Source organism: Shewanella pneumatophori (genome assembly GCF_023283895.1).
Lineage (GTDB): Bacteria > Pseudomonadota > Gammaproteobacteria > Enterobacterales > Shewanellaceae > Shewanella > Shewanella pneumatophori.
In genome coordinates, this window is the sequence record NZ_JAKILB010000007.1 from 238,042 (window position 1) to 264,094 (window position 26,053).

Annotated in this window: 25 protein-coding genes and 2 tRNA genes; 18 read left to right on the top strand and 9 right to left on the bottom strand. The window is 43.0% G+C overall.

Annotated features, from left to right (window positions below; all coding sequences use genetic code 11):
* Positions 1-59 precede the first annotated feature (59 nt).
* The 4 genes from L2740_RS13150 to L2740_RS13165 all read left to right on the top strand — a co-directional run bounded on the left by L2740_RS13150 (position 60) and on the right by L2740_RS13165 (position 3,127).
* Positions 60-419 carry an HMA2 domain-containing protein gene (locus L2740_RS13150; protein WP_248950616.1) on the top strand — a complete coding sequence of 120 codons (360 nt, stop codon included), beginning with the start codon at positions 60-62 and terminating at the stop codon, positions 417-419.
* A 796-nt stretch (positions 420-1,215) separates the two neighbouring features.
* Entirely contained in the window at positions 1,216-2,232 is a 1,017-nt protein-coding gene (gene dusA / locus L2740_RS13155) for a tRNA dihydrouridine(20/20a) synthase DusA (RefSeq protein ID WP_248950617.1), read from the top strand.
* Between the two features lie 258 nt (positions 2,233-2,490).
* On the top strand, positions 2,491-2,799 hold the full coding sequence (locus tag L2740_RS13160) for a hypothetical protein (RefSeq protein ID WP_248950618.1): 309 nt from the start codon (positions 2,491-2,493) through the stop codon (positions 2,797-2,799).
* Between the two features lie 127 nt (positions 2,800-2,926).
* Complete coding sequence (locus L2740_RS13165) at positions 2,927-3,127, top strand: PspC domain-containing protein (protein WP_248472054.1); 201 nt, start codon at positions 2,927-2,929, stop codon at positions 3,125-3,127.
* 169 nt (positions 3,128-3,296) lie between these two features.
* On the opposite strand, the gene L2740_RS13170 is transcribed toward L2740_RS13165, so the two are convergent.
* Positions 3,297-4,034 (bottom strand): enoyl-CoA hydratase-related protein, encoded by a 738-nt coding sequence (locus L2740_RS13170; RefSeq protein ID WP_248950619.1) that lies wholly within the window; start codon positions 4,032-4,034, stop codon positions 3,297-3,299.
* Positions 4,035-4,067: 33 nt separating this feature from the next.
* Between L2740_RS13170 and L2740_RS13175 the strand changes: the two genes are divergently transcribed.
* From L2740_RS13175 to L2740_RS13185, 3 genes are read left to right on the top strand one after another with little or no spacing between them, the layout of a single operon-like run.
* Positions 4,068-4,550, top strand: a complete 483-nt coding sequence (locus tag L2740_RS13175; protein WP_248950620.1) for a copper chaperone PCu(A)C — start codon at positions 4,068-4,070, stop codon at positions 4,548-4,550.
* Positions 4,551-4,562: 12 nt separating this feature from the next.
* A complete protein-coding gene (locus tag L2740_RS13180; protein WP_248950621.1) occupies positions 4,563-5,534 on the top strand; it encodes a DUF2333 family protein in 972 nt (323 codons plus the stop codon).
* Between the two features lie 2 nt (positions 5,535-5,536).
* Entirely contained in the window at positions 5,537-6,274 is a 738-nt protein-coding gene (locus tag L2740_RS13185) for a TIGR04219 family outer membrane beta-barrel protein (protein WP_248950622.1), read from the top strand.
* Positions 6,275-6,385: 111 nt separating this feature from the next.
* Here the strand turns inward: L2740_RS13185 and tolC are convergent, their stop codons facing one another.
* The gene (gene tolC / locus L2740_RS13190) at positions 6,386-7,702 is read right to left on the bottom strand and encodes an outer membrane channel protein TolC (protein ID WP_248950623.1); all 1,317 of its coding nucleotides are present in this window, start codon (positions 7,700-7,702) and stop codon (positions 6,386-6,388) included.
* 289 nt (positions 7,703-7,991) lie between these two features.
* Here tolC and nudF point away from each other — a divergent pair, with 289 nt between their 5' ends.
* From nudF to parC, 7 genes are all read left to right on the top strand, one after another.
* Positions 7,992-8,618: an ADP-ribose diphosphatase gene (gene nudF, locus L2740_RS13195; RefSeq protein WP_248950624.1), complete on the top strand. Its 627-nt coding sequence runs from the start codon at positions 7,992-7,994 to the stop codon at positions 8,616-8,618.
* Positions 8,619-8,733: 115 nt separating this feature from the next.
* The gene (locus tag L2740_RS13200) at positions 8,734-9,087 is read left to right on the top strand and encodes a DUF1249 domain-containing protein (RefSeq protein WP_248950625.1); all 354 of its coding nucleotides are present in this window, start codon (positions 8,734-8,736) and stop codon (positions 9,085-9,087) included.
* Positions 9,088-9,108: 21 nt separating this feature from the next.
* The gene (cpdA, locus tag L2740_RS13205) at positions 9,109-9,948 is read left to right on the top strand and encodes a 3',5'-cyclic-AMP phosphodiesterase (RefSeq protein ID WP_248950626.1); all 840 of its coding nucleotides are present in this window, start codon (positions 9,109-9,111) and stop codon (positions 9,946-9,948) included.
* A 28-nt stretch (positions 9,949-9,976) separates the two neighbouring features.
* Positions 9,977-10,549: a YqiA/YcfP family alpha/beta fold hydrolase gene (locus tag L2740_RS13210; RefSeq protein ID WP_248950627.1), complete on the top strand. Its 573-nt coding sequence runs from the start codon at positions 9,977-9,979 to the stop codon at positions 10,547-10,549.
* Positions 10,550-10,604: 55 nt separating this feature from the next.
* Positions 10,605-12,491, top strand: coding sequence for a DNA topoisomerase IV subunit B (gene parE / locus L2740_RS13215; protein ID WP_248950628.1), 1,887 nt, complete (start codon positions 10,605-10,607; stop codon positions 12,489-12,491).
* Between the two features lie 40 nt (positions 12,492-12,531).
* Complete coding sequence (locus tag L2740_RS13220; RefSeq protein ID WP_420833531.1) at positions 12,532-13,674, top strand: PQQ-dependent sugar dehydrogenase; 1,143 nt, start codon at positions 12,532-12,534, stop codon at positions 13,672-13,674.
* Entirely contained in the window at positions 13,674-15,941 is a 2,268-nt protein-coding gene (gene parC, locus L2740_RS13225; RefSeq protein ID WP_248950629.1) for a DNA topoisomerase IV subunit A, read from the top strand. The genes L2740_RS13220 and parC overlap by 1 nt, the downstream gene beginning before the upstream one ends.
* Positions 15,942-16,316: 375 nt before the next feature.
* On the opposite strand, the gene L2740_RS13230 is transcribed toward parC, so the two are convergent.
* Positions 16,317-16,508: a bacterioferritin-associated ferredoxin gene (locus L2740_RS13230; RefSeq protein ID WP_248472067.1), complete on the bottom strand. Its 192-nt coding sequence runs from the start codon at positions 16,506-16,508 to the stop codon at positions 16,317-16,319.
* Positions 16,509-16,731: 223 nt separating this feature from the next.
* Positions 16,732-17,658: a D-2-hydroxyacid dehydrogenase gene (locus L2740_RS13235; RefSeq protein WP_248950630.1), complete on the bottom strand. Its 927-nt coding sequence runs from the start codon at positions 17,656-17,658 to the stop codon at positions 16,732-16,734.
* A gap of 48 nt (positions 17,659-17,706) precedes the next feature.
* Here L2740_RS13235 and L2740_RS13240 point away from each other — a divergent pair, with 48 nt between their 5' ends.
* Complete coding sequence (locus L2740_RS13240; RefSeq protein WP_248472069.1) at positions 17,707-18,051, top strand: DUF3392 domain-containing protein; 345 nt, start codon at positions 17,707-17,709, stop codon at positions 18,049-18,051.
* A 140-nt stretch (positions 18,052-18,191) separates the two neighbouring features.
* Here the strand turns inward: L2740_RS13240 and L2740_RS13245 are convergent, their stop codons facing one another.
* The 5 genes from L2740_RS13245 to rsgA all read right to left on the bottom strand — a co-directional run bounded on the left by L2740_RS13245 (position 18,192) and on the right by rsgA (position 25,108).
* On the bottom strand, positions 18,192-18,881 hold the full coding sequence (locus L2740_RS13245; protein ID WP_248950631.1) for a glycerophosphodiester phosphodiesterase: 690 nt from the start codon (positions 18,879-18,881) through the stop codon (positions 18,192-18,194).
* Positions 18,882-18,902: 21 nt separating this feature from the next.
* Positions 18,903-22,088, bottom strand: coding sequence for a mechanosensitive ion channel domain-containing protein (locus tag L2740_RS13250; protein ID WP_248950644.1), 3,186 nt, complete (start codon positions 22,086-22,088; stop codon positions 18,903-18,905).
* 68 nt (positions 22,089-22,156) lie between these two features.
* On the bottom strand, positions 22,157-23,035 hold the full coding sequence (locus tag L2740_RS13255; protein ID WP_248950632.1) for a DMT family transporter: 879 nt from the start codon (positions 23,033-23,035) through the stop codon (positions 22,157-22,159).
* A 15-nt stretch (positions 23,036-23,050) separates the two neighbouring features.
* A complete protein-coding gene (asd, locus tag L2740_RS13260) occupies positions 23,051-23,914 on the bottom strand; it encodes an archaetidylserine decarboxylase (RefSeq protein WP_248950633.1) in 864 nt (287 codons plus the stop codon).
* Between the two features lie 129 nt (positions 23,915-24,043).
* Positions 24,044-25,108, bottom strand: coding sequence for a small ribosomal subunit biogenesis GTPase RsgA (gene rsgA, locus L2740_RS13265; RefSeq protein WP_248950634.1), 1,065 nt, complete (start codon positions 25,106-25,108; stop codon positions 24,044-24,046).
* A gap of 112 nt (positions 25,109-25,220) precedes the next feature.
* Here rsgA and orn point away from each other — a divergent pair, with 112 nt between their 5' ends.
* The 3 genes from orn (at position 25,221) to L2740_RS13280 (ending at position 26,052) form a co-directional block, all read left to right on the top strand.
* The gene (gene orn / locus L2740_RS13270; RefSeq protein ID WP_028766399.1) at positions 25,221-25,766 is read left to right on the top strand and encodes an oligoribonuclease; all 546 of its coding nucleotides are present in this window, start codon (positions 25,221-25,223) and stop codon (positions 25,764-25,766) included.
* A gap of 116 nt (positions 25,767-25,882) precedes the next feature.
* Positions 25,883-25,958: transfer RNA gene (locus L2740_RS13275), tRNA-Gly, on the top strand.
* 18 nt (positions 25,959-25,976) lie between these two features.
* A tRNA-Gly gene (locus L2740_RS13280) sits at positions 25,977-26,052 on the top strand.
* Position 26,053 lies beyond the last annotated feature (1 nt).

Genomic DNA, 26,053 nt, shown 5'->3' on the forward strand with positions numbered 1-26,053 from the left:
TAAAGCAGTGATAATATTCATTGGAATGATAATGATTATCAATTAAAGAGGCTGCGCTAATGAGTGTATATGTCCACAAGACAAAGCAAAGATTAAGGGTTCGCTCTGCTTTTATTCGTACTAACAGACAAGCGGTAGAGACGTTGCTCGAACAATTGCAGCAGATTGAGGCTGTTAAACATATAAAGCATCAATTGCACGCTGGATCGGTTGCAATCACTTTTGATGATAAAGATATTAGCTGTGAGGATTTACTCGGTATTCTCGAAAGTCATGGATGGTTGGAGCAAGATCAGCCACGTTCTTTTATAGAAAATGCTGCCATTGTTGGTACCAAAACGTTAGTAAAAGGCATAGCCGGCATTGCGTTATCACGACTTGTTGGCCCTTCTTTTAGTCGAGTAATCTTGAACGCCTAAGTTTGAGCTAATTAGCAACTAGGTTGCCACTAAAGATTGATATTGAGTTTCTTGGCGGCGCACTTACAATTGCCTCCCATTTTTGCTGGACAGCGTTTACAGGGGGGAGACTTTAGTGGGATTTGCAAGATAGACACTGACTTTTTCGGCATCATCTTTATCGACGTTACCGCTGGTAAATTAGCATCCGTGGCAGGTTGGATAGGAGGCCTCGTAGCTTCCCTAGCTTGATTGACAGAAATGCCATCATTTAGCCACGAAAGGATAGGCGACAAAGGTGGAGTGAGCTCTTGAACAACATTGCCAATGACTTTGTATGAGAGTTGATTAAGCTCTGCGGATAAATTTGGCGAGATGTGCAGCTTTTTATCGTTATTAGCTGCGAGTGAGTTAAGTTGTTTCAGTGAACGACTACTGACTTTTTTGCTTTTCTTTATCAGTTTTTTTAGCGCACTTTTAGAGCCCATGACGACCACCAATCTGATTATGTTGTCGACATAAAATAGCAAATTTCCAGCTCTAAATAAATACCATTCTCATTTACCTATTTGGCTAGCCTTGATTTTCTTGGGGAAATCTTCAGTTGTATGGAGTTTTTGGAAAAGAAGCGTACGGGTGTATAATGCACGTCCATTTTTCTATGCGAATATCCCATAACTTTTAAAGCTAACTCTTCATTGAGTAATGAGCTCATCAAATGATTTGACCTTGCTAAACTGAGTATACAGCTAGCTTGCAGTTAAATATTGAGGAAAAGCATCGCTAGATTGAATTTAATATTGAAATGAAGAGTTAAATGAAATCACAAGTAAGTCAAAAGGTTGGTTCAAACATTATGCCGATTAATCGCACATTTTCCATTGCGCCCATGCTGGATTGGACGGATAAACATTATCGTTATTTTGCCCGTTTGATGTCTTCGCAGACGTTGCTGTATACCGAAATGGTGACGACTGGTGCGATATTGCATGGTCGCGGCGATTACCTTGCTTATAATCAAGAAGAGCATCCACTTGCATTGCAACTTGGTGGTTCAAACCCAACGGATCTAGCTGCCTGCGCTAAGCTTGCTGCGGAGCGTGGTTATGATGAAATCAACCTGAACGTAGGTTGTCCATCAGATAGAGTGCAAAATGGTCGCTTTGGCGCATGTCTGATGGCGGAGCCAGAGTTAGTGGCTGAGTGTGTATCAGCCATGAAGCAAGTGGTCGATATTCCTGTTACCGTAAAAACACGCATCGGTATTGATGAGCAAGATAGCTATGAGTTCCTCACTCAGCTGATTGATACGGTAAAAGCTGCTGGCTGTGAAGAGTTTATTATTCACGCCCGTAAAGCATGGCTACAAGGCTTGAGTCCGAAAGAGAACCGTGAGATCCCACCATTAGATTATGAGCGTGTATATCAATTAAAGCGTGATTATCCTGAGCTGAATATCTCGATTAACGGCGGCGTTAAAACACTAGAAGAGTGTCAAACTCACCTAGCACAGCTTGATGGTGTGATGGTTGGTCGTGAGGCTTATCAAAACCCGTATATCCTGGCTGAAGTAGACCAAAAGCTTTGTGGTCTAAACACGCCAGTATTGAGCCGTGATGAAGTGTTAGAAAAGCTGTTGCCGTATATTGAGACTCATCTTAAGCAAGGTGGACGTCTTAACCATATTTCGCGCCATATTATTGGGCTTTATCAAGGCGAAGTCGGTTCACGTATTTGGCGCCGATATATCAGTGAAAATGCCCATAAGCAAGGCGCTGGTATTGAAGTCATTACTCAAGCTCGCGCAGCTATGGATGACATTGTTAGCTTGTAATTGTGTTCACTTAGTGAAATTCACCAGTGCATGGTGAGTTTCACTATTATCTTTTACTGTTTAAATATTCCTCATCGTTTCCCTTCTCGTTGTTTTACCTTCAATCCTTTTTTAAACAATGCCTTAGATTCGAAATTGAAAGTTGGCACGCTGCTTGTATTACCTTATGTGTAATTTAGGAATGTGTAATAAAGACATCTAAAGATTAGAGTCCCGCACATAAATATACATTTAGGCAAACTCGAAAAGGAATCCATTATGTTTAACTCAACTGTATCTAAAACTCTTAAAGCTTTTTTACTTACTGCGGTAATGCTTGGTGTTAGCACAACTGCTCATGCTGATAATGCTTTAATCACAGATGTGACTAAAAACATTGAGCAAAATATCTCATCACAAATGCAGGAGATGATTAATTCAGCACAAACCGAATTAAGTCTTTCTATCCAGTCACAGATGTCTGAATTGATGTTCGATATGGACGCAGAGCAAGAGCTTGCTAACAAGCAAAAAGCGACAAAGCAAAATGAGCAAGCATTGGTAACAACAGCTATAACTAAGGACTAATTATGTGGTTCTTTGCTCAGTTTATTGCAATGTTATTGTTACCGATTATTAGTTTAGTCATGTTTGCTTGCTTAGTGTGCTCACTGGAATGGCACAAATTGGAAGATTAAAAACAAGGGAGTTTGAAATGGTTAATTTTGTTGAACGTTTAAAAGATCCTCGCTCGATGGTATGTGGCGTAACCGCTGCAATGGCTGATAAGTTTGAGTGGTCTTGCATGTGGACCCGAGTGGTATGTGCAGTAGCGATATTTTGTAATCCTGCAATGGGATTATTAGTCTACTTTGTATTAGCTTTGGTATTACCTAAGTGGCAAAAGCCTTGCTAATGAATTGCTCTAATAATGAAAACGAGGATACTCATATGCAAATTGAACCCTCCAACCGTTATCAAGCAAGTCGTAAACTTTGTAGTGATAATATTAGATTAAAGCGGATGCTATCCGGTATTTTACTAGCATCCGCATCTAGCAACTGATTAAGCTTAATCTTTACAGTTTAGCGCTTTAAAAATGCAGCGAATCGCGCTTTAGCCTCATCACTTGCTAGTCTTTGCTCAAATTCCAGCAATTCTTTTTCCATCTGCTTACGAACATCTTCTCTATTATAGCGAATTAATTTCTTAGTCGTTTGCAATGATATTGGTGGCAGTGAAGCTAATTGATGCGCACGTTTCAGGGCGTAATCAAAAACCGTATCGCTGGCGATAACCTCATTTATGAGGCCAAATTCATGTGCCGCATTAGCATCAAAGCTTTCACCAAGCATTAATAGTTCACTAGCTTTGGTTTGGCCAACAACTTGCGGTAGTAATAGGCTCGCACCAGCCTCAGGAACGAGTGCTAGTTGCACAAAAGGCAGTTGAAATTTAGCGCTATTATCAGCGTAAACTAAATCACAATGTAGCAGCATGGTTGTGCCAATGCCTACGGCGGCCCCCGTCACTGCGGCCACAACAGGTTTTTGTAAGTCTAATAGGCAAAAAAGAAAACGAAAAGCAGGATGATCTGCGCCTAAGCCACTATTTTGTAAAAAGTCAGCGACGTCATTACCTGAGGTGAAACAATCTGCTTGGCCACGAAACATAAAGGCTCGAATTTCATTGTCCGACTCGCCTTGGATAAGGTATTCTGTTAGCTGTGTATACATTTGTAGGTTAAGCGCATTGCGTTTATCCGGGCGATTAAACGTAATGACCCTTACGCCATTGTCGTCCCTAACTTGAATCGTGCTCATTCGTTATGTCCTCATTCTGCGAATTGGGTTTACATGGAGTTTATGACATTGAAACGAATATTCAAACAACTGTTTAACATCGGCCTGTTAAGTTGCCTTTCATTCACAACCATGGCGCAGGTGGTGCTTGTTGATGGCTACGTACGCGCTATGCCAGCTACCGTGCCAAACACCGCAGCCTATCTCACTTTAGAAAATCATGGTGCAGCTACTCGCTTAGTCGCAGTTGAAGCCCCTTTTGCCAAAGAAGCTCAACTACATACGTTGATTGAAGAAAATGGCGTGATAAAAATGCGCCAAGTATCAGGCTTTGATATAGACTCTCATGCAAGTTTAATTCTGTCTGAATCTGGAAATCATATTATGTTGATGGGATTACTGTCGCCTTTAGAGGTGGACTCTAGTGTTGCTATGACATTGAAGTTTGCTGATGGCACAGAGCAACAGATTAATCTGCCGGTGAAAAAGCAAGCCAGCACAAGTGATGCTGAACATCACCATCATCACCACCATTAAGGAGTAAATACGATGCAAGTGACATGGAAAAAGGTCTTGGCCGCGATAGCAGTCGTGTTCTTTATTGGTTATCTGATTAGCATTTGGTGGAGTGTAGAGCCTGATCCTATTGAACAAACCGTTTATAGCCAAGACAACAATCAGCAAGTGGTTGGTTATGCCACTACGACTTCACTTATTTTGACTGTTGAAGCGCTACTCGATAAGTCGGGAGGATGGCTTTCTAACGATGTCACACCACCGTCAATCTTTATGGATAATATGCCTGCATTCGAGTTTGGTGCTATTGAGCAAGCCCGCGATTTAGCGTTAATTATGCGTAAAGAATTTAGTCGCTCGCAATCGCAATCAACGGCTGATAAAGATTTATTAGCCGCGCACTCAAAACTTAATATTGAGCATACAAGCTGGTTGGTGCCAAGCGCTGAGAGTGAGTACCGCGATGCGATTAAGTTACTTAAGCTTTACCGCGCTCGAATGATGGCAACTGAAAATGCAGATGCTCAGTTTTATGCGCGTGCCGACAACCTTAATGAGTGGCTGAAAGAGGTGCAAAAGCGCTTAGGCAGCATGTCGCAGCGACTATCGGCAAGCGTAGGTCAAGAGCGTCTAAATACCGACTTGTCAGGCGATAGTTCTGCTAGGCAGTCAACGCCAGGTTTTGGTATGCAAGAGATTAAAACCAGCTGGTGGAAAATTGATGATGTGTTTTATGAAACGCGCGGCGCGACATGGGCACTGCTTAATTTCATGAAAGCAATTGAAGTTGATTTTGCTGATGTATTACAAAAGAAAAATGCTCAAGTTAGTCTACGTCAGATTATTCGTGAGCTAGAAGAAACACAACAACCTGTATGGAGCCCAATGATCCTTAATGGTTCTGGGTTTGGGGTTGTCGCTAATCACTCCTTGGTGATGGCAAACTACATCTCCCGCGCAAATGCTGCGGTTATCGATTTAACTAACTTATTGACTCAAGGTTAACTATGAAAAAGACGTTATTGGCGTGTGCACTATTAGGTTATTTGGTGGGCACTTCAGCTCAAGCTGCTACAGTTGTCGGCTTTAAAGTCGGTGGTGATTACTGGAAAGCTGATACTAATGGTACTTTTGCTGAAAGAGGTAAGGCTCAGCAAGAGTTTAACTATGACTCATCTTCTCAAGGTAGCATTTGGGTTGCGGTTGAGCACCCAATTCCATTAGTGCCAAATGTTAAGATCAGACAAAACAGTTTAGATGCCGATGGCAAGATGAGCGATGCTGACTTTAACTTCAACGGTCATGACTTTAGTGGCAACGTAAACGCTAATGCTGACTTGAGCAATACTGATTTCGTGCTGTATTACGAGATTTTAGATAACGATATCGTATCTCTAGATTTAGGTGCTGCATACAAAAAGATGGACGGTCAGTTCCGTGTATCAGACGCGGGCCACCCAGAAACTAAGAATATCGATAGCGGCATCGTAATGGGTTATATCGATGCACAAGTTGGTATTCCTGGCTTAGGTCTATACGGTTTTACTGACATCATGATGGGTGTTGATGAGTCTAGCGTATATGACTACTCATTAGGTCTGGGTTGGAACTTTGATGGTACAGCGCTAGATTACCGTATCCGCGCCGGCTACCGTGACTTTAAATTTGATGTAAACGGCTTTGATGGCGTAACAGCAGATATGCAGTTTAAAGGCTACTTTGCTGGTTTAGAATTAGTATTCTAATTCAATAGAGCATGATTGATAACTGCGGTAGATCTATCGCGGTTATCAGATATAAAAAAACCGCCAATTGGCGGTTTTTTATTGCTTTAAAAGCAGGCTTTACAAGTCGGCTTAGTTAGCAGTTGGAGCAACAAGGCCGTTGTTAATTGATGCAATGTCATCTTCATTCAAAGTACCAGCAGCTTGTTTAAGCGCTAGGATTGAATTGATGTAGCCGTAGCGGGCATCAGATAACTTACGCTTTGAATCGTAAAGGTCACGAGTACGGTTTAATACGTCAACAATAGTACGTGTACCCACTTCAAAACCAGCTTGAGTCGCTTTTAGGGCGCTCTCTGAAGAGATAACTGATTGCTCGTAAGCACGGATTGAACTGATTGAAGCGCCGACGTTGTTAAAGTTATTACGTACATCTTTAACCACTTTACGGTGAGTCTGTTCTAGCTTCTCGCTTGCTTCTACATATTGGTATTGTGCTTGGTTTACTTTTGAAGACACTTTAAAGCCTTCAAAGATTGGGATACTAAGCGTTACGCCAAGGGTACCATTGTCAAAGTCTGGTTGGTTAACACCACCACGATCTTGCTCGATACCTTTTTGGTAGCCAGCATTTAAGCTAAGCGATGGCATGTGGCCAGCTTTGTATAGCGTAATGGTTTCTTCAGCAATATCTTTACCAATGCGTGTCGTCATCAAGTCAACGCTGTTGGTTTCAGCCATCTTGATCCAATCGCTTGAAGATGCTGGTGCAACAGCTGTTGCTGAGAAGCGAGTTGTATCTAGGATATTGATGTTCTTATGATCAATACCAGTGATTTCACGTAATGCTTCGTAGCTGTTTGCTAGTGTGTTTTCAGCCAAAATTTCAGTCGCATTGGCTAAGTCATACTGAGCTTGCGCTTCATGTACGTCAGTAATTGCGGTTAGACCTACAGCAAAGCGCTGTTTAGTTTGTTCTAGCTGACGTTCAATTGCACGCTTCTCAGAGCCTTGGAACTCATAGTTATCTTTGGCTGTTAATACGTCAAAGTAGGCGTTAGTTACACGGATGATTAGGTTTTGTAGTGCAGATGCGTAAGCAGAATCAGCTTGAGATGCTGCTTTTTCTGCTAGGCTTAAGCCAACCCATGCGCTGTGATCGTAAATAACTTGATTAAGCGTTACACCGCCTACAAGGCCGCTAGTATCATCGCTTGGGTCGTTCCATGCTTTGTCGTAACCAACATTCGCACTGATTGTTGGTAGTAACGGTGCACGGTTTTCTTCAATCTGTTCATACAGAGCATCACGTTGAGCTTTAGCTTGGAGCGCAACAGGATCGCTAGTCAATGCTTGTTGATATATTTGCAGAAGGTCATCGGCATGGGCTACTTGTGCAGTCGCTGCTAACGTCAGTGCGGCACATAGAGAACGGATCTTGAATTTCATTTGCTGTCCTTTTAGACAAAATTCTCCATTGAGGAGCGAATTTAACTTGTTATGTTTAGCTATGCCTTACATATAACAAAAAGTAAGACGGTTTGCGCTTCCCGACGCTTCCCAATACATCTAAACTTAGTGGGTTAAATAGTAAAAACCTACAAATTCTAAGTCAACTCAGAAGTGTAACAGTTTTTAATGCATATGATTAGTACAGCTTTCATCATAGTATTAATATTTCTATTTGACTTTATTGTGGCATAAATACCTTTATAAACAAGTATGTTTAGGACATGAAATGAACAGCACTTTTAATCGTGATGACGTCGAGCTTTTGAGCAAAAAAAACTTGTATAAAGGTTTTTTTAAAATGGAAGAATATCGCTTCAAACATCGGCTATTTGCGGGCGGTTGGAGTGAAGTTGTTACCAGAGAAGTTTTCGAACGAGGCCATGCCGTGGTGGTGCTGCCCTATGATCCAATTACAGACCAAGTGGTGCTAATTGAGCAAATTCGCATTCCTGTGCTTGAGTCCGCAGCGACACCATGGATGTTTGAGCTAGTTGCAGGCATGATCGATAAAGGCCAAACATCGATTGATGTCGCTCACCGCGAATTACTGGAAGAAACAGGCCTTAGCGCTAAAAGCGTGACCAAAGTGAATGAATATTTTTCAAGTCCGGGCGGAACCAGTGAGCGTTTCGATTTCTATTGGGCCGAAATTGATGCGGCTGATGCGAATGGGCTTCACGGTCTTGATGCTGAAGATGAAGATATTCGCGTACATGTATTGAGTCGTGAGACTGCCTATCAAATGGTGGTTGATGGTAAGATTGATAACGCATCAACAGTGATCGGAGTACTTTGGTTGCAACTTAATTATCAAAATATCGTCAAACAAGTCGCTCAGCCAGTTAAATTGTAGAGTAAGTCATAGCTAAAGTGTTGGAATTTAAGTTTTGTCGAATGTGGTGTTAAACAGTAGAAATAAGTATCAACCGAACGTGAGTCAGTTTTTAGCGCTTTGCGGGCGCAACTATATGCATATTCAACGTTGGTTAACGCTTGAGCCTAGTGAGGGCAAGCAATGGCAAGTAAAGGGCGAATTCGGCCAACTTGATGTTTGCTTATTAGAAAATACTAAATATACGCAACTTGTGCAGATTTCACGCTGTGTGGGTAACCACCAGTTAGTGTCAACTCCTAAGGTTTCTGTGCGCATTTATCACGATGCTAAATTAGCAGAAGTGTTAACTAGTCAACAGATTTACCAATTGCGACCAGTGTATGATTATCCAAATATGCATATGCATCACCGGGATGAAAAGTACCAAGTCAATGCTTTTCTAGAAGAGTTATTAAAAATTGATAACTTAACTAAATTTGTTAGTTGATCTGATTATTGGGTAATTAATTTGCTAAAAGCAGCTATCTCTTATTCAATTTCTGAAGCGAAAAGTGTGCGAATTGTGCAAGTCACAGATCCACATCTGTTTGCTGATCCTGAAGCGCAGTTGCTTGGCGTTAATACAGCTCAAAGTCTTGCAGCTGTGCTCAATACTATCTCCGCGGTAAACTATCCTGCCCATTTTATGCTGGCAACAGGCGATATTAGCCAAGACTATTCAATTGCTTCATACCATAACTTTGTCGATGCCGTTAAACCGCTAGGAATGCCTTGCCATTATCTTCCTGGTAATCATGACGACCCGCGTATTATGAATTTACATATGCAGGGGGCTAACATGTTTGGCCAAAAACGCATTTTAGCGGGTAACTGGCAGATCATTATGCTTGACTCAACAGTGCGTGGTCGCCCTGGCGGGCACATGTCAGACGCTGAGCTTGAATTAATTGAAACCGCGATTGCTGCAGAGCCAGAACGTCATACGCTATTGGTTATGCACCACAATCCCATTTTGGCGGGTTGTGCTTGGCTAGATCAGCACTGCATGGACAATGGTGAAGAGTTTATTGCGCGAGTGGCTCAATATCCACAAGTGAAAGGCCTATTGTGGGGGCACATTCATCAAAATATTGATACAAACCATCAAGGTCCGCATGGTTTGATTAAATTAATGGCTACGCCATCGACTTGTATTCAGTTTAAGCCTAAGTCGCCTTATTTTGCCTTAGATGCACTGCAACCGGGATACCGTTTGCTGGAGCTTAAATCCGATGGTAGCATTCTGACTAATGTTTACCGAGTGCCGGGTGAAACATTCTCTCCCGATAAAGATGCAGGCGGTTACTAGCTAAAATACAGCCGCAGTGTGAGGAAATATGCTGCTTTATATACATGGATTTAATAGCTCCCCCTTGTCCGATAAAGGTGTGATCACCGCGCAATATATAGCGCAGCATCACCCAGAACTCCATTTTCAGCAGCCGCAGTTACCCAGTGAACCTTCAGAGGCCATGGTGTTACTTATCGCTATTGTTGAAAAAGCCAAAGCAGCAGGGGAGTCGCTGACCTATATTGGTTCATCATTAGGCGGCTATTTCGCCAGTTATTTAGCAGAAACCTATGGCGGACGCGCAGTTTTAATTAATCCTGCGGTAAAACCGTTCGAACTGTTTGATGAATTCATTGGCACTCAGTACAATCCCTATACGGATGAAACCTACCAAGTCGTTGCTGAACATAAGCAGGACGTCGCGCGCTACAATACGCCCGCAATATTAAATCCCGATCGCTTTTATGTACTTTTACAAACAGGCGATGAAGTGCTCGACTACAAACAGGCCGTGCAGAAATATCACTGTTGTAAGCTATTAATAGAACCTGATGGCGACCATAGTTTTATAGGCTATGAACACCAATTAGCTTCTATCTGTGAATATCTGTTTTCTTGACAAATAGACCCGTAGGGCCGCAACATGGCCTGAATAACAACATAATATGTGTGCCATGACAAACCAATACACCTCAGATGCTATTGAAGTCCTGAATGGACTTGACCCGGTAAAACGTCGCCCCGGTATGTATACCGACACCACCCGTCCAAACCACTTAGGGCAGGAGGTCATAGACAATAGTGTCGATGAGGCATTAGCAGGTCACGCCAGTCGAATCGACGTGATTTTACACGCCGATAATTCACTGGAAGTGATAGATGACGGTCGTGGTATGCCGGTGGATATTCACCCTGAAGAGGGGATCCCTGGTGTTGAACTTATTCTGACTAAGCTGCATGCCGGCGGTAAGTTTTCTAATAAAAACTACCAGTTTTCGGGCGGTCTTCACGGTGTGGGGATTTCGGTTGTAAACGCGCTTTCAAGCCGTGTTGAAATTACCGTTCGCCGTAATGCTGAAGTCTATGAAATGGCATTTGAGCACGGCGAGAAAGTTGAAGATTTACGTGTTACTGGTACCTGTGGTCGCCGTAATACCGGTACTAGTGTACATTTCTGGCCGGACGCGAGTTATTTCGACTCTGGCAACTTCTCTATTTCTAAACTGGTGTATTTGCTTAAGGCAAAAGCGGTGCTTTGTCCGGGGTTACGAATTAAGTTTGTTAATAAGCAAACTAACGAAACCCAAGAGTGGTTTTATGAAAGTGGCTTAGAAGATTACCTTAAATCATCAGTAAACGGTGTGCCAACGCTGCCAGAAGTGCCATTTGTTGGCAGCTTTGCAGGCAACTTAGAGGCGGCAGACTGGGCGATAACTTGGCTACCAGAAGGTGGCGACTACCTTAACGAAAGTTATGTAAACCTTATTCCTACTCCACTTGGTGGTACTCATGTTAATGGCTTCAGACAAGGTCTGCTTGAGTCTATGCGTGAGTTTTGTGAATTCCGCAATCTTATGCCGCGCGGAATAAAGCTAACCCCAGAAGATATTTGGGATCGAAGCACTTTTATCTTATCGATTAAGATGCAAGACCCGCAGTTTGCAGGCCAAACTAAAGAGAAACTTTCCAGCAGACAGTGCGCAGCGTTTGTTTCTGGTATCGTGCGCGACGCGTTCAGTTTGTGGCTCAACACCAACACCGAGCAAGCTGAAGCATTAGCCGACATGTGCATCAATAATGCGCAAAAGCGTTTAAAAGCCGCGAAAAAAGTTGCCCGTAAACGTATTACCTCAGGCCCAGCCTTACCAGGTAAACTAACCGATTGTAGTGGCCAAGACCCAATGCGCGGCGAACTATTCCTGGTGGAGGGTGACTCTGCGGGTGGTAGTGCCAAGCAAGCACGGGATCGCGAGTTTCAAGCGATTATGCCGCTGCGTGGTAAGATTTTGAATACTTGGGAAGTTGATGCTTCGCAAGTACTTGCATCGCAAGAAGTACATGATATCTCTGTGGCGATAGGCTGTGATCCTGATAGCGCAGATATCTCAGAATTACGCTACGGCAAAATATGTATTTTAGCCGATGCGGACTCGGATGGTTTGCACATTGCAACCTTGCTTTGTGCACTGTTTATGAAGCACTACCGAGTGCTGGTTGAGCAAGGCCATATTTATGTTGCCATGCCGCCACTGTTCCGTATCGATATTGGTAAAGAAGTATTCTATGCCCTTGATGAGGCAGAGAAAGACGGCATTCTTGATCGAATTGCCGCAGAAAAACGGAAAGGAAAAGTCCAAGTAACACGATTCAAAGGATTGGGTGAAATGAATCCGCTACAACTACGTGAAACGACGATGGATCCAAATACGCGTCGACTAGTGCAATTAACCATTGATGATGCCGATGACACTATGGCACTTATGGATATGTTACTGGCCAAGAAACGCTCTGGAGACAGAAAAACTTGGTTAGAAACTAAGGGTGATCTCGCCCAGCTCTAGTCGGTAATTTGTGATTACAAATCAGACTAAAAGAATAATAATGACGTTTGAAAACTATCGAAATCAAATAGCTGCATGGATATCGTTGCTTTGCGCTCAGTTAGTTTTTAGCTGTAACGCGCTAGCAGCTGATCCAATGATGATTACTGTTTCTAAAGGTTTTGGCTTAACTTTGTATGCCTCTAATTTGGGCGATGCAAAACAGCTTGCTGTAGGAGACAAGGGCACCTTATTTGTTGGCTCTTTTCGCGAAGGCACGATTACTGCGTTAGTCGACGCTGACAATGATGGCCGAGTCGACAAACGCTACGTTATCGCTAAGGGTTTAGATTATCCTGAAGCGATCGCGTTTAATGACGGCGCATTATACGTCGCTGAAGATGAGCGAATTTTACGTTTTAACCAGATTGAGTCGCGACTAAAAAGACCTGGCAGGCCGAAAGAGGTGTATAACCGCTTGCCTGGTAAAGCAAAAAAGAGTCGCCGAGCAATGCGTTTTGGCCCCGATGGACGCTTATATGTTGCTATCGGTGCGCCTTGCAACGTGTGTGAAGCAGAAGCGCCATACAGCAGCATTATTGCGCTTGATGTGAATACTGGTGAGAGTGAGCAAATCGTCAGTGGGGTAAGAAAAGTATTGGCTTTTGATTGGTCGGTTGACGATCAGCAGCTTTGGTTTGCTGATAATGGCCGCGATTGGATGGGCGATAACTTGCCACCCGATGAAATCAATAAAGTGGATTTGGTCGGCAGTCATTTTGGATTCCCTTATATTCATGCTACAGACGTGATTGAGCCTGCATACGAAAAGCCTAAAAATTTAAAAGTTGTAGCGCCTAATTATGAATTGCCAGCCCATGTTGGTGCTAAAGGATTACACTTCTACCGTGGCACCCAGTTCCCTGAGCGCTTTCACAATCAAATGTTTGTTGCCGAGAATGGTTCATGGAATCGTTCCAGTAAAGTTGGCTATCAGGTAGTCATGCTTACCATTGAAAACGGTCAAGTTAGTCAACGAAGTACAGTAGTTAGTTTTCTCGACGGAGAGTTTCCCGTCGCTAGACCATATTCGTTGGTCACCGCACCGGATGGTGCCATGTATATATCTGATGATCTAAAGGGCAATATATACCGTTTGTTCTATAAAGACTCAGCGAAGAATCAGTCACAGGATAATGATTAATGAGTGATGCGATAGATTTAAGCCTTGATGGTGTAGAGCAAATGCCTCTGCGCCGCTTCACGGAAGAGGCATATCTGAACTATTCCATGTATGTCATCATGGACCGTGCATTGCCACATATTGGCGATGGACTCAAACCGGTTCAGAGACGTATTGTCTACGCCATGAGTGAGCTTGGCTTATCTGCTCAATCTAAGCATAAGAAATCAGCACGTACCGTCGGTGACGTATTGGGTAAGTATCACCCTCATGGCGATAGTGCCTGTTACGAAGCTATGGTGTTGATGGCTCAGCCGTTTTCATATCGCTATCCCTTGGTAGATGGTCAAGGTAACTGGGGCGCGCCAGACGATCCTAAGTCGTTTGCAGCAATGCGTTATACCGAGGCGAGACTATCTAAATTTTCTGAAGTACTGCTAAGCGAGCTTGGTCAAGGTACGGTTGATTGGGGCGTTAACTTTGACGGCACCATGAAAGAGCCGCTAGTTTTACCTGCGCGCTTACCGCACATTTTGCTTAATGGTATTACCGGTATTGCTGTTGGTATGGCAACCGACGTACCTCCTCATAACGCTAAAGAGCTTGTTGGTGCTTGTGTTGAGTTACTTGATAATCCGAAGGCAGATCTTCCACGTTTGATGGAATTTGTGCCAGGCCCAGATTACCCGACTGAAGCTGAGATTATTACCTCTAAAGCGGATATCGCTAAGATCTACCAAACAGGCCGTGGCTCGATTAAGACCCGCGCCGTTTATACTGTTGAAAACGGTGAAGTCGTGATTACCGCACTACCGCATCAAGCGAGTGGCGGTAAGATTTTAGAGCAGATCGCTAATCAAATGCAGGCGAAGAAGTTACCTATGGTGACGGATTTACGCGATGAGTCAGATCATGAGAATCCAGTACGGATTGTGATTGTTCCACGCTCGAATCGCGTTGACAGTGATCAGATGATGGCGCACTTATTTGCGACAACAGATCTAGAAAAAAGCTACCGTGTTAACCTAAACGTACTTGGGCTAAATGGCCGTCCTCAAGTTAAAGGCCTATTGCAGCTACTAACTGAGTGGCTAGAGTTTAGAATGACTACGGTTAAGCGCCGTTTAGAGTTCCGTTTAGACAAGGTGCTATCACGCTTACATATTCTTGACGCGTTAATGATCGCCTTTTTAAATATTGATGAAGTGATTGAGATCATTCGTTATAACGACGATCCTAAAGCTGAATTGATTAGGCGTTTTGATTTATCGGATAAGCAAGCTGATGCGATCTTAGACTTAAAACTACGTCACTTAGCCAAGCTTGAAGAGTTTAAGATTAAAGCTGAACAAAGCGAATTAGAAGCTGAACGTGATAAGTTACAGCTATTGCTAAGCTCTGAGCGCCGCATGAAAACCCTTATCAAGAAAGAGTTGATTAAAGACGGTGAAGATTATGGTGACGCACGTCGTTCGCCATTAATTGAGCGTACAGAGTCAAGAGCGCTTACCGAGCAAGAGCTAGTGCCTGCAGAATCAGTGACTGTTGTGCTATCTGAAAAAGGCTGGGTGCGCAGCGCTAAAGGCCATGATGTTGATGGTCAAAATCTATCTTATAAAGCGGGCGATAGTTTCTTACGCTCAGCGCAGGGCCGCAGTAATCAGCCAAGTGTATTTATCGACACTTCCGGTCGAGCTTTTGCTACAGATACACATACTTTGCCGTCAGCCCGCTCTCAGGGCGAGCCGATCACCACACGCTTTAATTTAGCCCCTGGTGCGACCATGGAGCACGTTTTACTGTCTGATGAAGAGCAGTGCTACCTACTAGCTTCTGATGCTGGCTACGGCTTTATCTGCGCTAATAAAGACATGGTATCGCGTAATAAGGCGGGTAAAGCGTTATTGAGCTTGCCGACTAATGCCAAGGTGTTGCTGCCAAGAAAGGTGGATAAGTCGAAACCAAGCTCGATATTAGCCATTACTAATGAGGGCCGCATGTTGTTGTTCTCGCTTGATGCATTGCCGCAATTGTCTAAGGGTAAAGGTAATAAGATTATCGGTATTCCGACTGAGCGTGCTAAGAATCGTGAAGAGTGGTTACTACACTTGAATGTGATCCCTGAGGATATGTCAGTGACCTTATGGGCTGGCAAACGTAAGCTAACCTTAAAGCCTAGTGATTTAGAGCATTATCGCGGTGAACGTGGCCGTCGTGGTGCTAAGTTACCACGTGGCTTACAACGTGTAGATAGCGTTGAGCTTGGTGACGGTGAACCTGTGGTTTAAGTTAATACAAGCCGAAATAAAAAATGCAGCCATTAGGCTGCATTTTTTATTGGAAGTCGCTAAATGATTGAGACCGCTTATGCTGGCCGACATTTATACCAATCAGTATAAGAATTTGATCAACTCAGAGCGATTTTTGGCAAACTAATTCAAGGCGAATAGCTGCAATAATGGTGGCTCCCTTACAAAGCTAATCAACGCAGAAGTAGGCAGCCAAAAACGCTCCAGAATGGCGAGTTTTAGCGATTCTGATGCTGTGTTAACGAGCTTGAACGTAGAACAACTATGCCCTTTACTCGTTGCCTTGCCTCAAAACCCCTAAACTCTCGCTGAGTGACTAAATGTTTATACTGATTGGTATTAATACTGATTGTATTAAGCAACTTCGTAAAAGTTGGGTTCGATATCAACTTGCTTCTGGATGATTTGTGTTGCCATCTTGGCGCATTTACCGCATTGATCAGCAACTCCAAGACGCTTTTTAACATCGGCAAGTGACATATCGCCTTGGCTAACAGCTTCTTTGATTTGCGTATCAGTAATTGCGTGACAAAGACAAACGTACATTGAATATCATCTCTAAATCGAACATAGCCCGAAGTATAAATGAAAATAATTCTCAATGCTAATAACTGCTGAATATAATTATTGGCTAATTCAATTATCGCAGTTATTAAAAAGCGTGCTTAGTTCACGCTTTGTTGATATTCGTGTTCAGTGTCAGTATTCGTCTCGATTTCAGTTCGATCAGTTTCCAGTGAAATCAACAATTGTTCTCACAATATTTGGGTTAGTAGCCGCGTTCAAAATGGACTCTATGGGACAGCTTTTCACCTTTAATCCACTTGTGAAAGTTCTCAGAGAATATTTCTACCACTTGTTCAGGAAAACTTGGCGCAGCAATATGCGGCGTGATCACCACATTATCTAATGACCAAATTGGGTGTTCTTCTGGTAACGGCTCTTGGTTGAATACATCTAAAATGGCTTGCTGCTCAGGGTGCTTAATTAGCTGTAAATATAACGCGTCCAAATCGAGCACATCACCTCGGCCTAGGTTGAATAACACGACTTCTTCTTTAAGTAGCGATAAGGTGTGCGGGTTTAACGCGCCTTTGGTCTCCGGCGTACTCGGTAAAATACTGGCAACCGCATCGGCGCGGGGCAGGTAATGGGTTAAGTTGGCTAAGGTATCGACTTCGTCAAAGCCGCGAGTAGGCTTAGCGCCACGATTAATACCAATCACATGCATGCCGAAATGCTTGGCTGTTTGTGCAATATGCTTAGCGATAGAGCCTGTGCCGAGTAACAATAAGGTTTGGCCCTGAAGAGTTTTAAAACTGCCCGGTAACCAGACTTTTTGATCTTGCTGAGTTTTGTATTTTCTATGCTCACGTTGATAAGCGAGCAGGTAACCAAACAAATATTCACTCATTAATGGGCCAAAAATGCCCCTAACATTGGTGAGTTCATAATCTTTGCGTTGCCTTGGTTTTACCAGCGCATCAACACCAGCAAAAGTAGACTGCATCCATTTCAAATTAGCGGCGTGAGGCAATAGAGGCGCAGCAAGTTTAGGCTCAGCTAGCCAGATGTCGGCATTGAATATTCCCTGAGGATCATCATCCAATATGATGGTATCTGGCAGGTGACACGAATTTAATAGTTGGCGATAGCGCTCATTCTCTCTGGTGAGTAAGAGTAACTTGTGTCCCATACTAACTCCCTATATTCTACATTTACCTGAGATTTAACTTGCTGAAAAATGTCTGATTTTATTACTAAGCTCATTGCGTTGTTAAACTATTTAGGCGGATTTATCGCCCCATGGCTTACCGAAGTCGCAACAGCCATTATAGCTTGTTGTTTGGTTGTTTTTGGCGCTGACATAAATCGTTTTTTACGCCGTTACTTTGCTGGTCGCTCATTTTTATTGCGCACGCTAATCTTTGTTATCGTCAATGCTTTCGGCTATGGCCTAATCATTATTCATTTAAGTCCATTGTTGGCGCAATATATGGCAAAAATACCAGCCCACTGGCTGTTTGTATTAGTCGTTGCCATTTTCTTTGCGATAGGTAGCTGGGCACAGCGTAATAGGCAAGTTTAAATAGCTGTATTATTGATTAATATAAACCCTAAGCTGCTAATTTCAGTCTAGTTTATATTGCTGGCTTTGCGCAAATCTAGTCGCTATTTATTAGCAAGTGTTAGCGACAAATGCTAGCCACAATAGCTAGTCACATTAGCTTAGGCTAAATGCTGGATAGCTCTATCTGGGTAGTTAGTAAATATGCCATCAACCCCCATGCGGCTTAGCATATCCTGATCCTCAAGATTGTCGACGGTATAAACATACACTTTAGCGCCGCGCTGGTGTGCATCATCCACCATTTCTTGAGTTGTGAAGCTCAGTCCTAGATGAATTGAATAGGCGTCGAGTTGAGTCACGATAGCTGCTAAATCAAGTGGCACCCCCTCTATCAGTGGAGCGATAAACGCATCTGGATGTTGCTGCTTGAAAGTTGCTAAAAATCTATGATTAAACGATGAGATAAGTAGCTTTTCTGCCGGGTAATCAAGTTCACTAATCAGTGTTGGATAAAGTGCGATAAAAGCATCAAGGCAGCCAAGACCTTTTAGCTCTATATTAACTAAGGTGTTATGGGGTCTGAGTAACTGTAATACCTGTAATAAGGTTGGTATTGGCTCGCCATCAATGTTTAGCTGTTTCAACTGAGTTTTTGTCGTCGCTTCTATCAGACCAAAGCCAGAACTCTTTGGCTCTAGTCTTCTATCATGAAAGACATAGAGCTCATCTTCCACCAAATGAATATCTAACTCCACAGCTGTCGCGCCTAACTCTATAGATTTGGCAAAAGCGGCCAAGCTATTTTCAGCAACGTAACCGCTGGCTCCGCGGTGAGCAAAAATTTTCATAATGGTTCCATTTAGCGTAAATTAGCTTCTGATCAGGTTTTGTACGTCTTTACTTTGGCTTGATGACAAATGCACTTCAAGCTGAGGGTATGCTAGTACTAAGTTATTTTCATTTAACTTCTTGGTGATCTGCTTATGCAATTTGTGCTTTAACGGCCAGCGAGCGCCCATATCTTTGGCGTAAGCTCTGACTTCAAAGTCTTGGGTGTGTTGGCCAAAACCTGCAAACCAGACTTCAGGCTCAGGTGAAAGCAGAGCATCATCACACTCTTGTACAGCCTGATAAAGCGCGGCTTCTACCCGTGCAGGATCAGAGTCCCTAGCAACTGACACATAGACGATCACACGAGTTATTGGATCAGACAATGACCAGTTGATCAATTGCTCGGTAATAAAGGCCTTATTTGGCACGATGATCTCTTTGCGATCCCAGTCAACAATGGTGGTGGCGCGGATCTGAATCTTACTCACTGTGCCAGTTAGATCGCGTATGGTGACGGTATCACCAATGCGCACAGGTTTTTCAAACAGGATGATTAAGCCTGAAATAAAGTTAGCGAAGATCTCTTGTAGACCAAAACCTAAGCCAACCGATAAGGCGGCAACTAACCATTGCAGTTTTGACCATTCCATACCCAATGTAGAGAAACCGCTTAACACACCAAACAATACCACTAAGTAACGACTTACCGTGGTTAAAGCAAAGCCTGTGCCTTGGCTTAAATCGAGTCGCTGTAAAATCGTTAACTCAATCAGACCGGGCAAATTGGTGGCGATCATCATCGAAAAACCGACAATAATCAGCGACAGCAATAAGGACTTAAGCGTAATTGGCAGTTGCTGCTCAATACCATTAACTGTGGTGTTACTCGACCATAATGTCACGCCATCAAGTAATGAAAACAGTGCTGTATGGGTTTGAGTCCAAAGGCCAACAATACTGGCTAAAAACGCCAGCAATAAAAGCGATCGCACTAAGCCTAAAGACTGGCTGGAGATGGTTTCTAGATCAACGATAGGTTCTTCATAAGTATCAGTTTGATCGCCAACACTGACTTCACCCTTTTCACGTTGTGCTAAAACTTCAGCACGTTTTGCTTTAGCACGTTCAAAGGCTATTCGACGCCGTTCAATTAGCATCCAGCGCTTGATTAGGTGATATAGCAATAAAAAGCCTAAACCAAAGACTAAAGACAGCTGTAGCTGCAAGAACATTTGGAATGCGGTGTAGTAGTAGCCTTGGAATGCTAGTACTGCACAGGCAACAGGCATAATAATTAGCATTGCCCACAATAATTTTTGAATGAGCTTCTTATTTTTGCTGTGCTCTTCCGTTGTTTGCTTGTTTGATAAACTGAGCATGTCTTTGTAGAACCAAAACAGCATCAAACAGAAAATAATAAACGCACCGCGGCCAAGACTGTTACGCACCAGTGAGGTGTCGATGATCTCGGTAAAGGCCATAATCGCAAAGAACGGTGTTGCCATCAGAGTAAACTGCTTAAAGCGTGCTTGGCCTGAGCGAACTAGGCTTTGTGGCGCTTTAAAGTGGTTTATTAGCAAGCCTCTGTCTAATGCCAGCAAGAAGATAAAACGATATAGCTGGTACAAAATACCTGACGCTAAGATCCCCATACCAACAGCTGACACGAAGTTGTGGCTAGATTGATAGAAAATTACCCCTGCTAACACGATAGGCAATGGCTTAAGTAGACTGTAGCCGAATGAGTTGATTAATACGTGGAAGGTATAAATAAACTTATCTTGGGTAACGTTACCAACAAATGGCAGCTCTCGGCGCATCGCCGATTTAAACCTTGGAGTTAAAATATCTTGCGCCAGCATACTGACCACAAACAAAATCAACCACCAAGACCATAGCGTACTTTGTTCATCAAAGGAGCTTTGCATCTGGCTCCAAGGGGCTTGTTGTAGCATCCATTGAATACTTTGATGTAAGTCTGTGATCCATAAACTGCCGATACTATTAGCGTTTGGTACCCAGAAAAGGTGTTCGTTTAGAATGCTTTTTAAAGTGAGATATTGCTGATTAAGCTGCTCATAGCTCACTCTAAGATCTGCAAGTTCACTTAAGTATTGATCGTAGCTTTGGATAAGCTGCTGTAACAGCAGAGCCTGAGACGATAACAGCTTAGCTTGTAAAGAGTCGCTCGAGCCCATTTCAGTGACTAATTGGCTATTCAGCGTTTGCGCCTGCTCGATTTGGTAGCGAGCTAATCGGGTGTTTGCTATTTCACTTTGTACCGGATCTTGGCTAGGAGGCTTAGGCAAGGCTTGTAGCATCTGCAAAAAGCGCTCACCAAAAGCCGAGTTAAGTTTGATCCAGCCAATTTGCTGCTGAATCGTGGTCAGTTGCTTAGCTTGTGCTTGATATTGGGCTTCAGCTTGTTCTTGCTGGCCTAAGGTTTGGCTAATTTTATGATTTAACTGCTTAAGGTTCTCACCATATATTAAATTGTTATCGCTAAGCTCTTGTGCGATAGGATCGTAATTCTTATCGCTTGGTAATAAGCTGCCAGCTATCGCCGCTTCTGTTTGTGCTTGCCTTTGCTTAACCACTTGTTGGTTTAAGTGCTCAATTAATAATTCTTGCTGGGCAAGTTGCTCACGCACCAATTTTAGCTGTAGCTGATTTAAATCAATCTCTTTTTGACTACTGGCTAACAATGCTTCTAGTGTGGTGACGTGTTGCTGATAAAGTGCACCTTGAGCGAGTAAAATCTGTTCGGCAATAGTTTGCTCGTTAGAAATACGGATCTTTTTATGCTTTTGTAATGTTGCACGAGCCTCGACTAATGCGTCAGGCAGGGCATTATGAGACTTAATTAAGCCATTTATTTTTTGGCTTAGACTGATCTCAACTTCTTTTAATTCAGATAAGCGCAGGTAAGCCAGTGAGGCTTGTTGATTGATATCTTGCTGTGGAGAAGCGGTTAAACCTTGCTTAGCCTCTTCAATTTGCGCTAATAAGTTTTGCTTGTGCTCGTCATAGTTACGTAGCAAATCTTGAGCATTGGTCGCAGTTAATACTAAGTCACTGGTTTTATCCTGCAGCAAGGATAGCTGCTCTTGTGCTGTTGTTTCAGTATTTGTAGGTGAAAGGCCTAAGCGTTTTTCAATTTGCAGCGGATTAGCGCTGGCGGAGGCGACAAATAAACACAGGACAAGCAATAAAAAACGATACATGGTAAGAGTTTGAGCAAGCAAAAAAGACTTATTCATAGTAGCCAAGTTATCGAGATAAATAAATCGCTCTAAGCAGTCTTTTTTACGCTATTTGATCTGTGACTTTGTTGGGTTTCAAATAAGGCGGTTACAACAACTAAAGTCCCGCCAATGATAGTATTGAGCGCCAAATCCTCACCCAATAAAACAAGTGCTAAGACGGCGCCGTAAAAAGGCTGTAAGCAAGAAACTAAACCAACGGTTTTTGCGCTTAGCAACCTAAGTGCGGAAGTAAATAATGCGTGTGGCGCAGCGGTAAATACCACACCGAGTAATATGATAAGCCACCATACATTTTGCTCTATGTTACTCAGCTCTACATTCAGCCAAGGGGCAAGAAAAACAACCGCAACTGAGGTTTGATAAAGCATGGCTTGTTGGCCGCTATATGCAGAGAAATAACGTTTATGCAGTAGGTTGCGAGCAGTAAATAGTGCGGCTGATAAAATACCAATAGCGATCCCTAAGGTGACGTCATTACCTAGACTTGCTTCAGGAATTAATAAAGTCACGCCAATTAATACCGCAATACCACTGATAACATCAGTTAATTTCAGCTTAGTTTTGGTGACTATCGGTTCGACTAAAACCGTCATTACCGGATAAGTGAAAAACGCTATCATGCCTATTGCTACTGATGACAACTGCATTGAGGCAAAGTAGGTAACCCAGTGCAGGCTAACTATAACGCCTAGTCCGATGGCAATAAGGTAATCTTTGCCAGCGCTAAGACGGATAGGTTGTTTGCTGAGTTTTACAATAAGCGCCAGCACGGTAGCGGCAACCACACAGCGAAGTAAGGTGATATCGAGTGCACTAAGAGGAATAAGCTTGGAAAATAACGCGGTACCACCAAATAGTAGTACCGCGAAGTGAAGTTCTAACAGCCCTGTTTTTTTACTGTCCATGCAGTCCTTGAGAAATTAATCTTCGATTTTTGCAAAAGGCTGACCCATACGAGTCACACTTTTTGGCTCTACTCCGTCAGCAAATTCATCAAGTGCATCTTTAGCAAATAACATGACTACAGTGCTACCTAGCTTGAAGCGGCCCATTTCTGCGCCTTTTTCAAGTGTTAATGCATTTGGGCCTTCAGTTGGGTAGTCCCAAGTGAATACCTTTTTACCTGTTGGTGGGGTAACTGTGCCAGCCCATACAGTTTCAATGCTAGCAACGATTGTTGCACCCACTAATACCATCGCCATTGGGCCAATTTCTGTTTCGAAAATTGCCACTACACGCTCATTACGTGCAAATAAGCCTGGTACGTTTTCAGCTGTTAACGGGTTAACAGAAAACAGTTCGCCTGGCACGTAAGTCATTTTAGAGAGTGTGCCTTTAATTGGCATATGAATACGGTGGTAATCTTTTGGCGCAAGGTAAATTGTTGCGAAGTCACCGCCTTCAAAACGCTTAGCATCATCAGCTTGATCGCCTAATAGCGCAAGTGAAGAATAGTCATGGCCTTTAGCTTGAAAAATACGACCTTCTTTGATTGGACCAAGTTGACTAACTGCGCCATCTACAGGGTGCACAATATAGTCTTTGTCATCACATAGTGGACGCATGCCAGGTTTTAAAGCACGGGTAAAGAAGTCGTTAAATGTGCGGTATGCGCTTGCTTCAGGTGCAGCAGCTTCACTCATATCGATTTTATACTGCTTGATAAACCAGTTGATTGCCGCAGTGGTTACCGAGCCCATTTCAGCGGCTGCCAGTTTGCCCACAAGACGAGAAAGTAAGTGCTTTGGCATAATATATTGCAGAGCAATTTTAACTTTATCCAATTTGAATATCCTTTAATCTTCACCCACACAGAGGTGTTGTCTATTTATAGTAAAGATACTGGCCGATTTTAGTTAATTTAGGCCGCTTAGTAGCTTCTTGATTAATTGTGCTTTACCGCAGTATTACGACTATTCGTCGGGGCCCGCTCTAAAGTGACGAGCATGTCTTTGCTCATCTAAGCTGGCAATAATACGATGGTAATTATTATATCTGTCTTCGGTGATCTCACCGGCTTTATACGCTTCGGTAATTGAGCATCCTGGGTCGTTTAAATGTTTACAGTCTCTGAACTTACAAGTCCCTAAGTAGTCTCTGAACTCAACAAAGCACCAGCCGACACGATCAGCCGGTAAATGCCATAATGCAAATTCACGTACACCTGGAGAGTCAATTAAATCACCACCAGTTGCGATATGCAGTAGCTTGGCTGTAGTTGTGGTGTGCTGTCCAAGACCTGAGTTTTCAGAAATATCACCGGTAATAAGTTCTGCATCTGGCATCATAGCGTTAATCATTGAAGATTTACCTACACCAGACTGGCCAACAAATACGTTTACCTTGTCATTCATGAGTGCATGCAGCTGCTCAACACCTTCGCCGGTTTTACTGCTGACACGATAAACCTGATAACCAATAGCTTGGTAACGCGCCAATGCAGCGTCAATTTCCGGAGCTTCTTCAGCAGTGATTAAATCGACTTTGTTTAAGATGATAACGGGTTCAATACCTGTATCTTCAGCAGCAACAAGGTAGCGGTCAATAATCTGAGTTGTAAACGCAGGTTTGACTGAAGTGACAATCAAAATTTGGTCGATATTGGCGGCAATGATTTTAACGCCGTCATATAAATCCGGGCGAGAAAGTTGCGAATGCCTTGGATGCACGGCTTCAACTACGCCTTCAATGCGGCTAGCCCCTGATTCACTGGTTAGCGCTAAACGCACAATCACTTTATCACCGGTGACTAGGCTTTTAATATTACGGCGGATGTTACAGCGAGCAAGATGGCCGCCATCGGTTTCAACATCTGCATGCTGACCGAAGCGGGAAATAATGGTGCCTTGCTGCTCAGGACCTAACGTACTGTCTTGTATGTCAGTCGTTGCGCCTGCATCGTGGCTCTGTAATTTCTTTTTTTGGTTGGTCCGCATTCTGCGTAATTGACCATGGCTTAGCGGTTTCTTTTTACTCACGTATTAGTCTTCAATGATAAAGGTGATTTTGTGTTGCTTAAAAAAGCAGTATGATACACGGTCTTAAACAAAAAAGCCTGAATTTAGGCTAACAGGAATAACAGGTCCCTTTATGGCTATAGATGAAAACAATCTGATTTGGGTCGATTTGGAAATGACAGGGTTAGAGCCTGCCGTTGATAAGATTATAGAAATGGCCACAATCGTTACAGATAAAGAGCTTAATATTATAGCTCAAGGCCCGGTTATTGCGATTCATCAATCTGATGAGCAGTTAGCATTAATGGATGACTGGAACCAAAAACATCATGGTGAGTCAGGTTTAATTGATCGCGTAAGAGCCAGTACTGTTACTGAAGAGCAAGCGATTAAAGAGACTATTGCGTTTTTATCGCAATATGTTCCTGCAGGTGCTTCACCAATGTGTGGTAATAGTATTGGCCAAGATCGTCGCTTTCTAAATCGTTACATGCCAGAGCTTGAAGATTACTTTCATTACCGAAATATCGATGTGAGTACAATTAAAGAGCTCGTTCGTCGCTGGGAACCAACAGCAATGGAAGGCTTTAAGAAAAAGAATACTCACCAAGCATTGCAAGATATCGAAGAATCTATCGCCGAATTGCAGTTTTATCGAGCTAAAGTATTTACTATTTAACCAATCAGTCAGATTATTTAAAAGAAAGGGTTGCAGAGTAGGAAATTTTTCATATAATGCGGCCTCAACTTTTCGCTAAGCGCCAAATTTAGTGAATAGTAATTAAAAGTTGAAATGCGACATTAGCTCAGTTGGTAGAGCGATACCTTGCCAAGGTATAGGTCATCGGTTCGAACCCGATATGTCGCTCCAATTTTTAAAAGTTGAAATGCGACATTAGCTCAGTTGGTAGAGCGATACCTTGCCAAGGTATAGGTCATCGGTTCGAACCCGATATGTCGCTCCAA

What these genes read in the sequence shown, in the direction of transcription:
- L2740_RS13250 (WP_248950644.1), bottom strand. Translation starts at nt 22,088, where the DNA reads ATGTATCGTTTTTTATTGCTTGTCCTGTGTTTATTTGTCGCCTCCGCC.
- L2740_RS13240 (WP_248472069.1), top strand. Translation starts at nt 17,707, where the DNA reads ATGTCTGATTTTATTACTAAGCTCATTGCGTTGTTAAACTATTTAGGC.
- L2740_RS13210 (WP_248950627.1), top strand. Translation starts at nt 9,977, where the DNA reads ATGCTGCTTTATATACATGGATTTAATAGCTCCCCCTTGTCCGATAAA.
- L2740_RS13220 (WP_420833531.1), top strand. Translation starts at nt 12,532, where the DNA reads ATGACGTTTGAAAACTATCGAAATCAAATAGCTGCATGGATATCGTTG.
- dusA (WP_248950617.1), top strand. Translation starts at nt 1,216, where the DNA reads ATGAAATCACAAGTAAGTCAAAAGGTTGGTTCAAACATTATGCCGATT.
- nudF (WP_248950624.1), top strand. Translation starts at nt 7,992, where the DNA reads ATGAACAGCACTTTTAATCGTGATGACGTCGAGCTTTTGAGCAAAAAA.
- L2740_RS13180 (WP_248950621.1), top strand. Translation starts at nt 4,563, where the DNA reads ATGCAAGTGACATGGAAAAAGGTCTTGGCCGCGATAGCAGTCGTGTTC.
- L2740_RS13230 (WP_248472067.1), bottom strand. Translation starts at nt 16,508, where the DNA reads ATGTACGTTTGTCTTTGTCACGCAATTACTGATACGCAAATCAAAGAA.
- parC (WP_248950629.1), top strand. Translation starts at nt 13,674, where the DNA reads ATGAGTGATGCGATAGATTTAAGCCTTGATGGTGTAGAGCAAATGCCT.
- tolC (WP_248950623.1), bottom strand. Translation starts at nt 7,702, where the DNA reads ATGAAATTCAAGATCCGTTCTCTATGTGCCGCACTGACGTTAGCAGCG.
- L2740_RS13165 (WP_248472054.1), top strand. Translation starts at nt 2,927, where the DNA reads ATGGTTAATTTTGTTGAACGTTTAAAAGATCCTCGCTCGATGGTATGT.
- parE (WP_248950628.1), top strand. Translation starts at nt 10,605, where the DNA reads ATGACAAACCAATACACCTCAGATGCTATTGAAGTCCTGAATGGACTT.
- L2740_RS13245 (WP_248950631.1), bottom strand. Translation starts at nt 18,881, where the DNA reads ATGAAAATTTTTGCTCACCGCGGAGCCAGCGGTTACGTTGCTGAAAAT.
- L2740_RS13235 (WP_248950630.1), bottom strand. Translation starts at nt 17,658, where the DNA reads ATGGGACACAAGTTACTCTTACTCACCAGAGAGAATGAGCGCTATCGC.
- L2740_RS13170 (WP_248950619.1), bottom strand. Translation starts at nt 4,034, where the DNA reads ATGAGCACGATTCAAGTTAGGGACGACAATGGCGTAAGGGTCATTACG.
- L2740_RS13150 (WP_248950616.1), top strand. Translation starts at nt 60, where the DNA reads ATGAGTGTATATGTCCACAAGACAAAGCAAAGATTAAGGGTTCGCTCT.
- L2740_RS13255 (WP_248950632.1), bottom strand. Translation starts at nt 23,035, where the DNA reads ATGGACAGTAAAAAAACAGGGCTGTTAGAACTTCACTTCGCGGTACTA.
- L2740_RS13200 (WP_248950625.1), top strand. Translation starts at nt 8,734, where the DNA reads ATGCATATTCAACGTTGGTTAACGCTTGAGCCTAGTGAGGGCAAGCAA.
- L2740_RS13160 (WP_248950618.1), top strand. Translation starts at nt 2,491, where the DNA reads ATGTTTAACTCAACTGTATCTAAAACTCTTAAAGCTTTTTTACTTACT.
- orn (WP_028766399.1), top strand. Translation starts at nt 25,221, where the DNA reads ATGGCTATAGATGAAAACAATCTGATTTGGGTCGATTTGGAAATGACA.
- L2740_RS13175 (WP_248950620.1), top strand. Translation starts at nt 4,068, where the DNA reads ATGGAGTTTATGACATTGAAACGAATATTCAAACAACTGTTTAACATC.
- L2740_RS13185 (WP_248950622.1), top strand. Translation starts at nt 5,537, where the DNA reads ATGAAAAAGACGTTATTGGCGTGTGCACTATTAGGTTATTTGGTGGGC.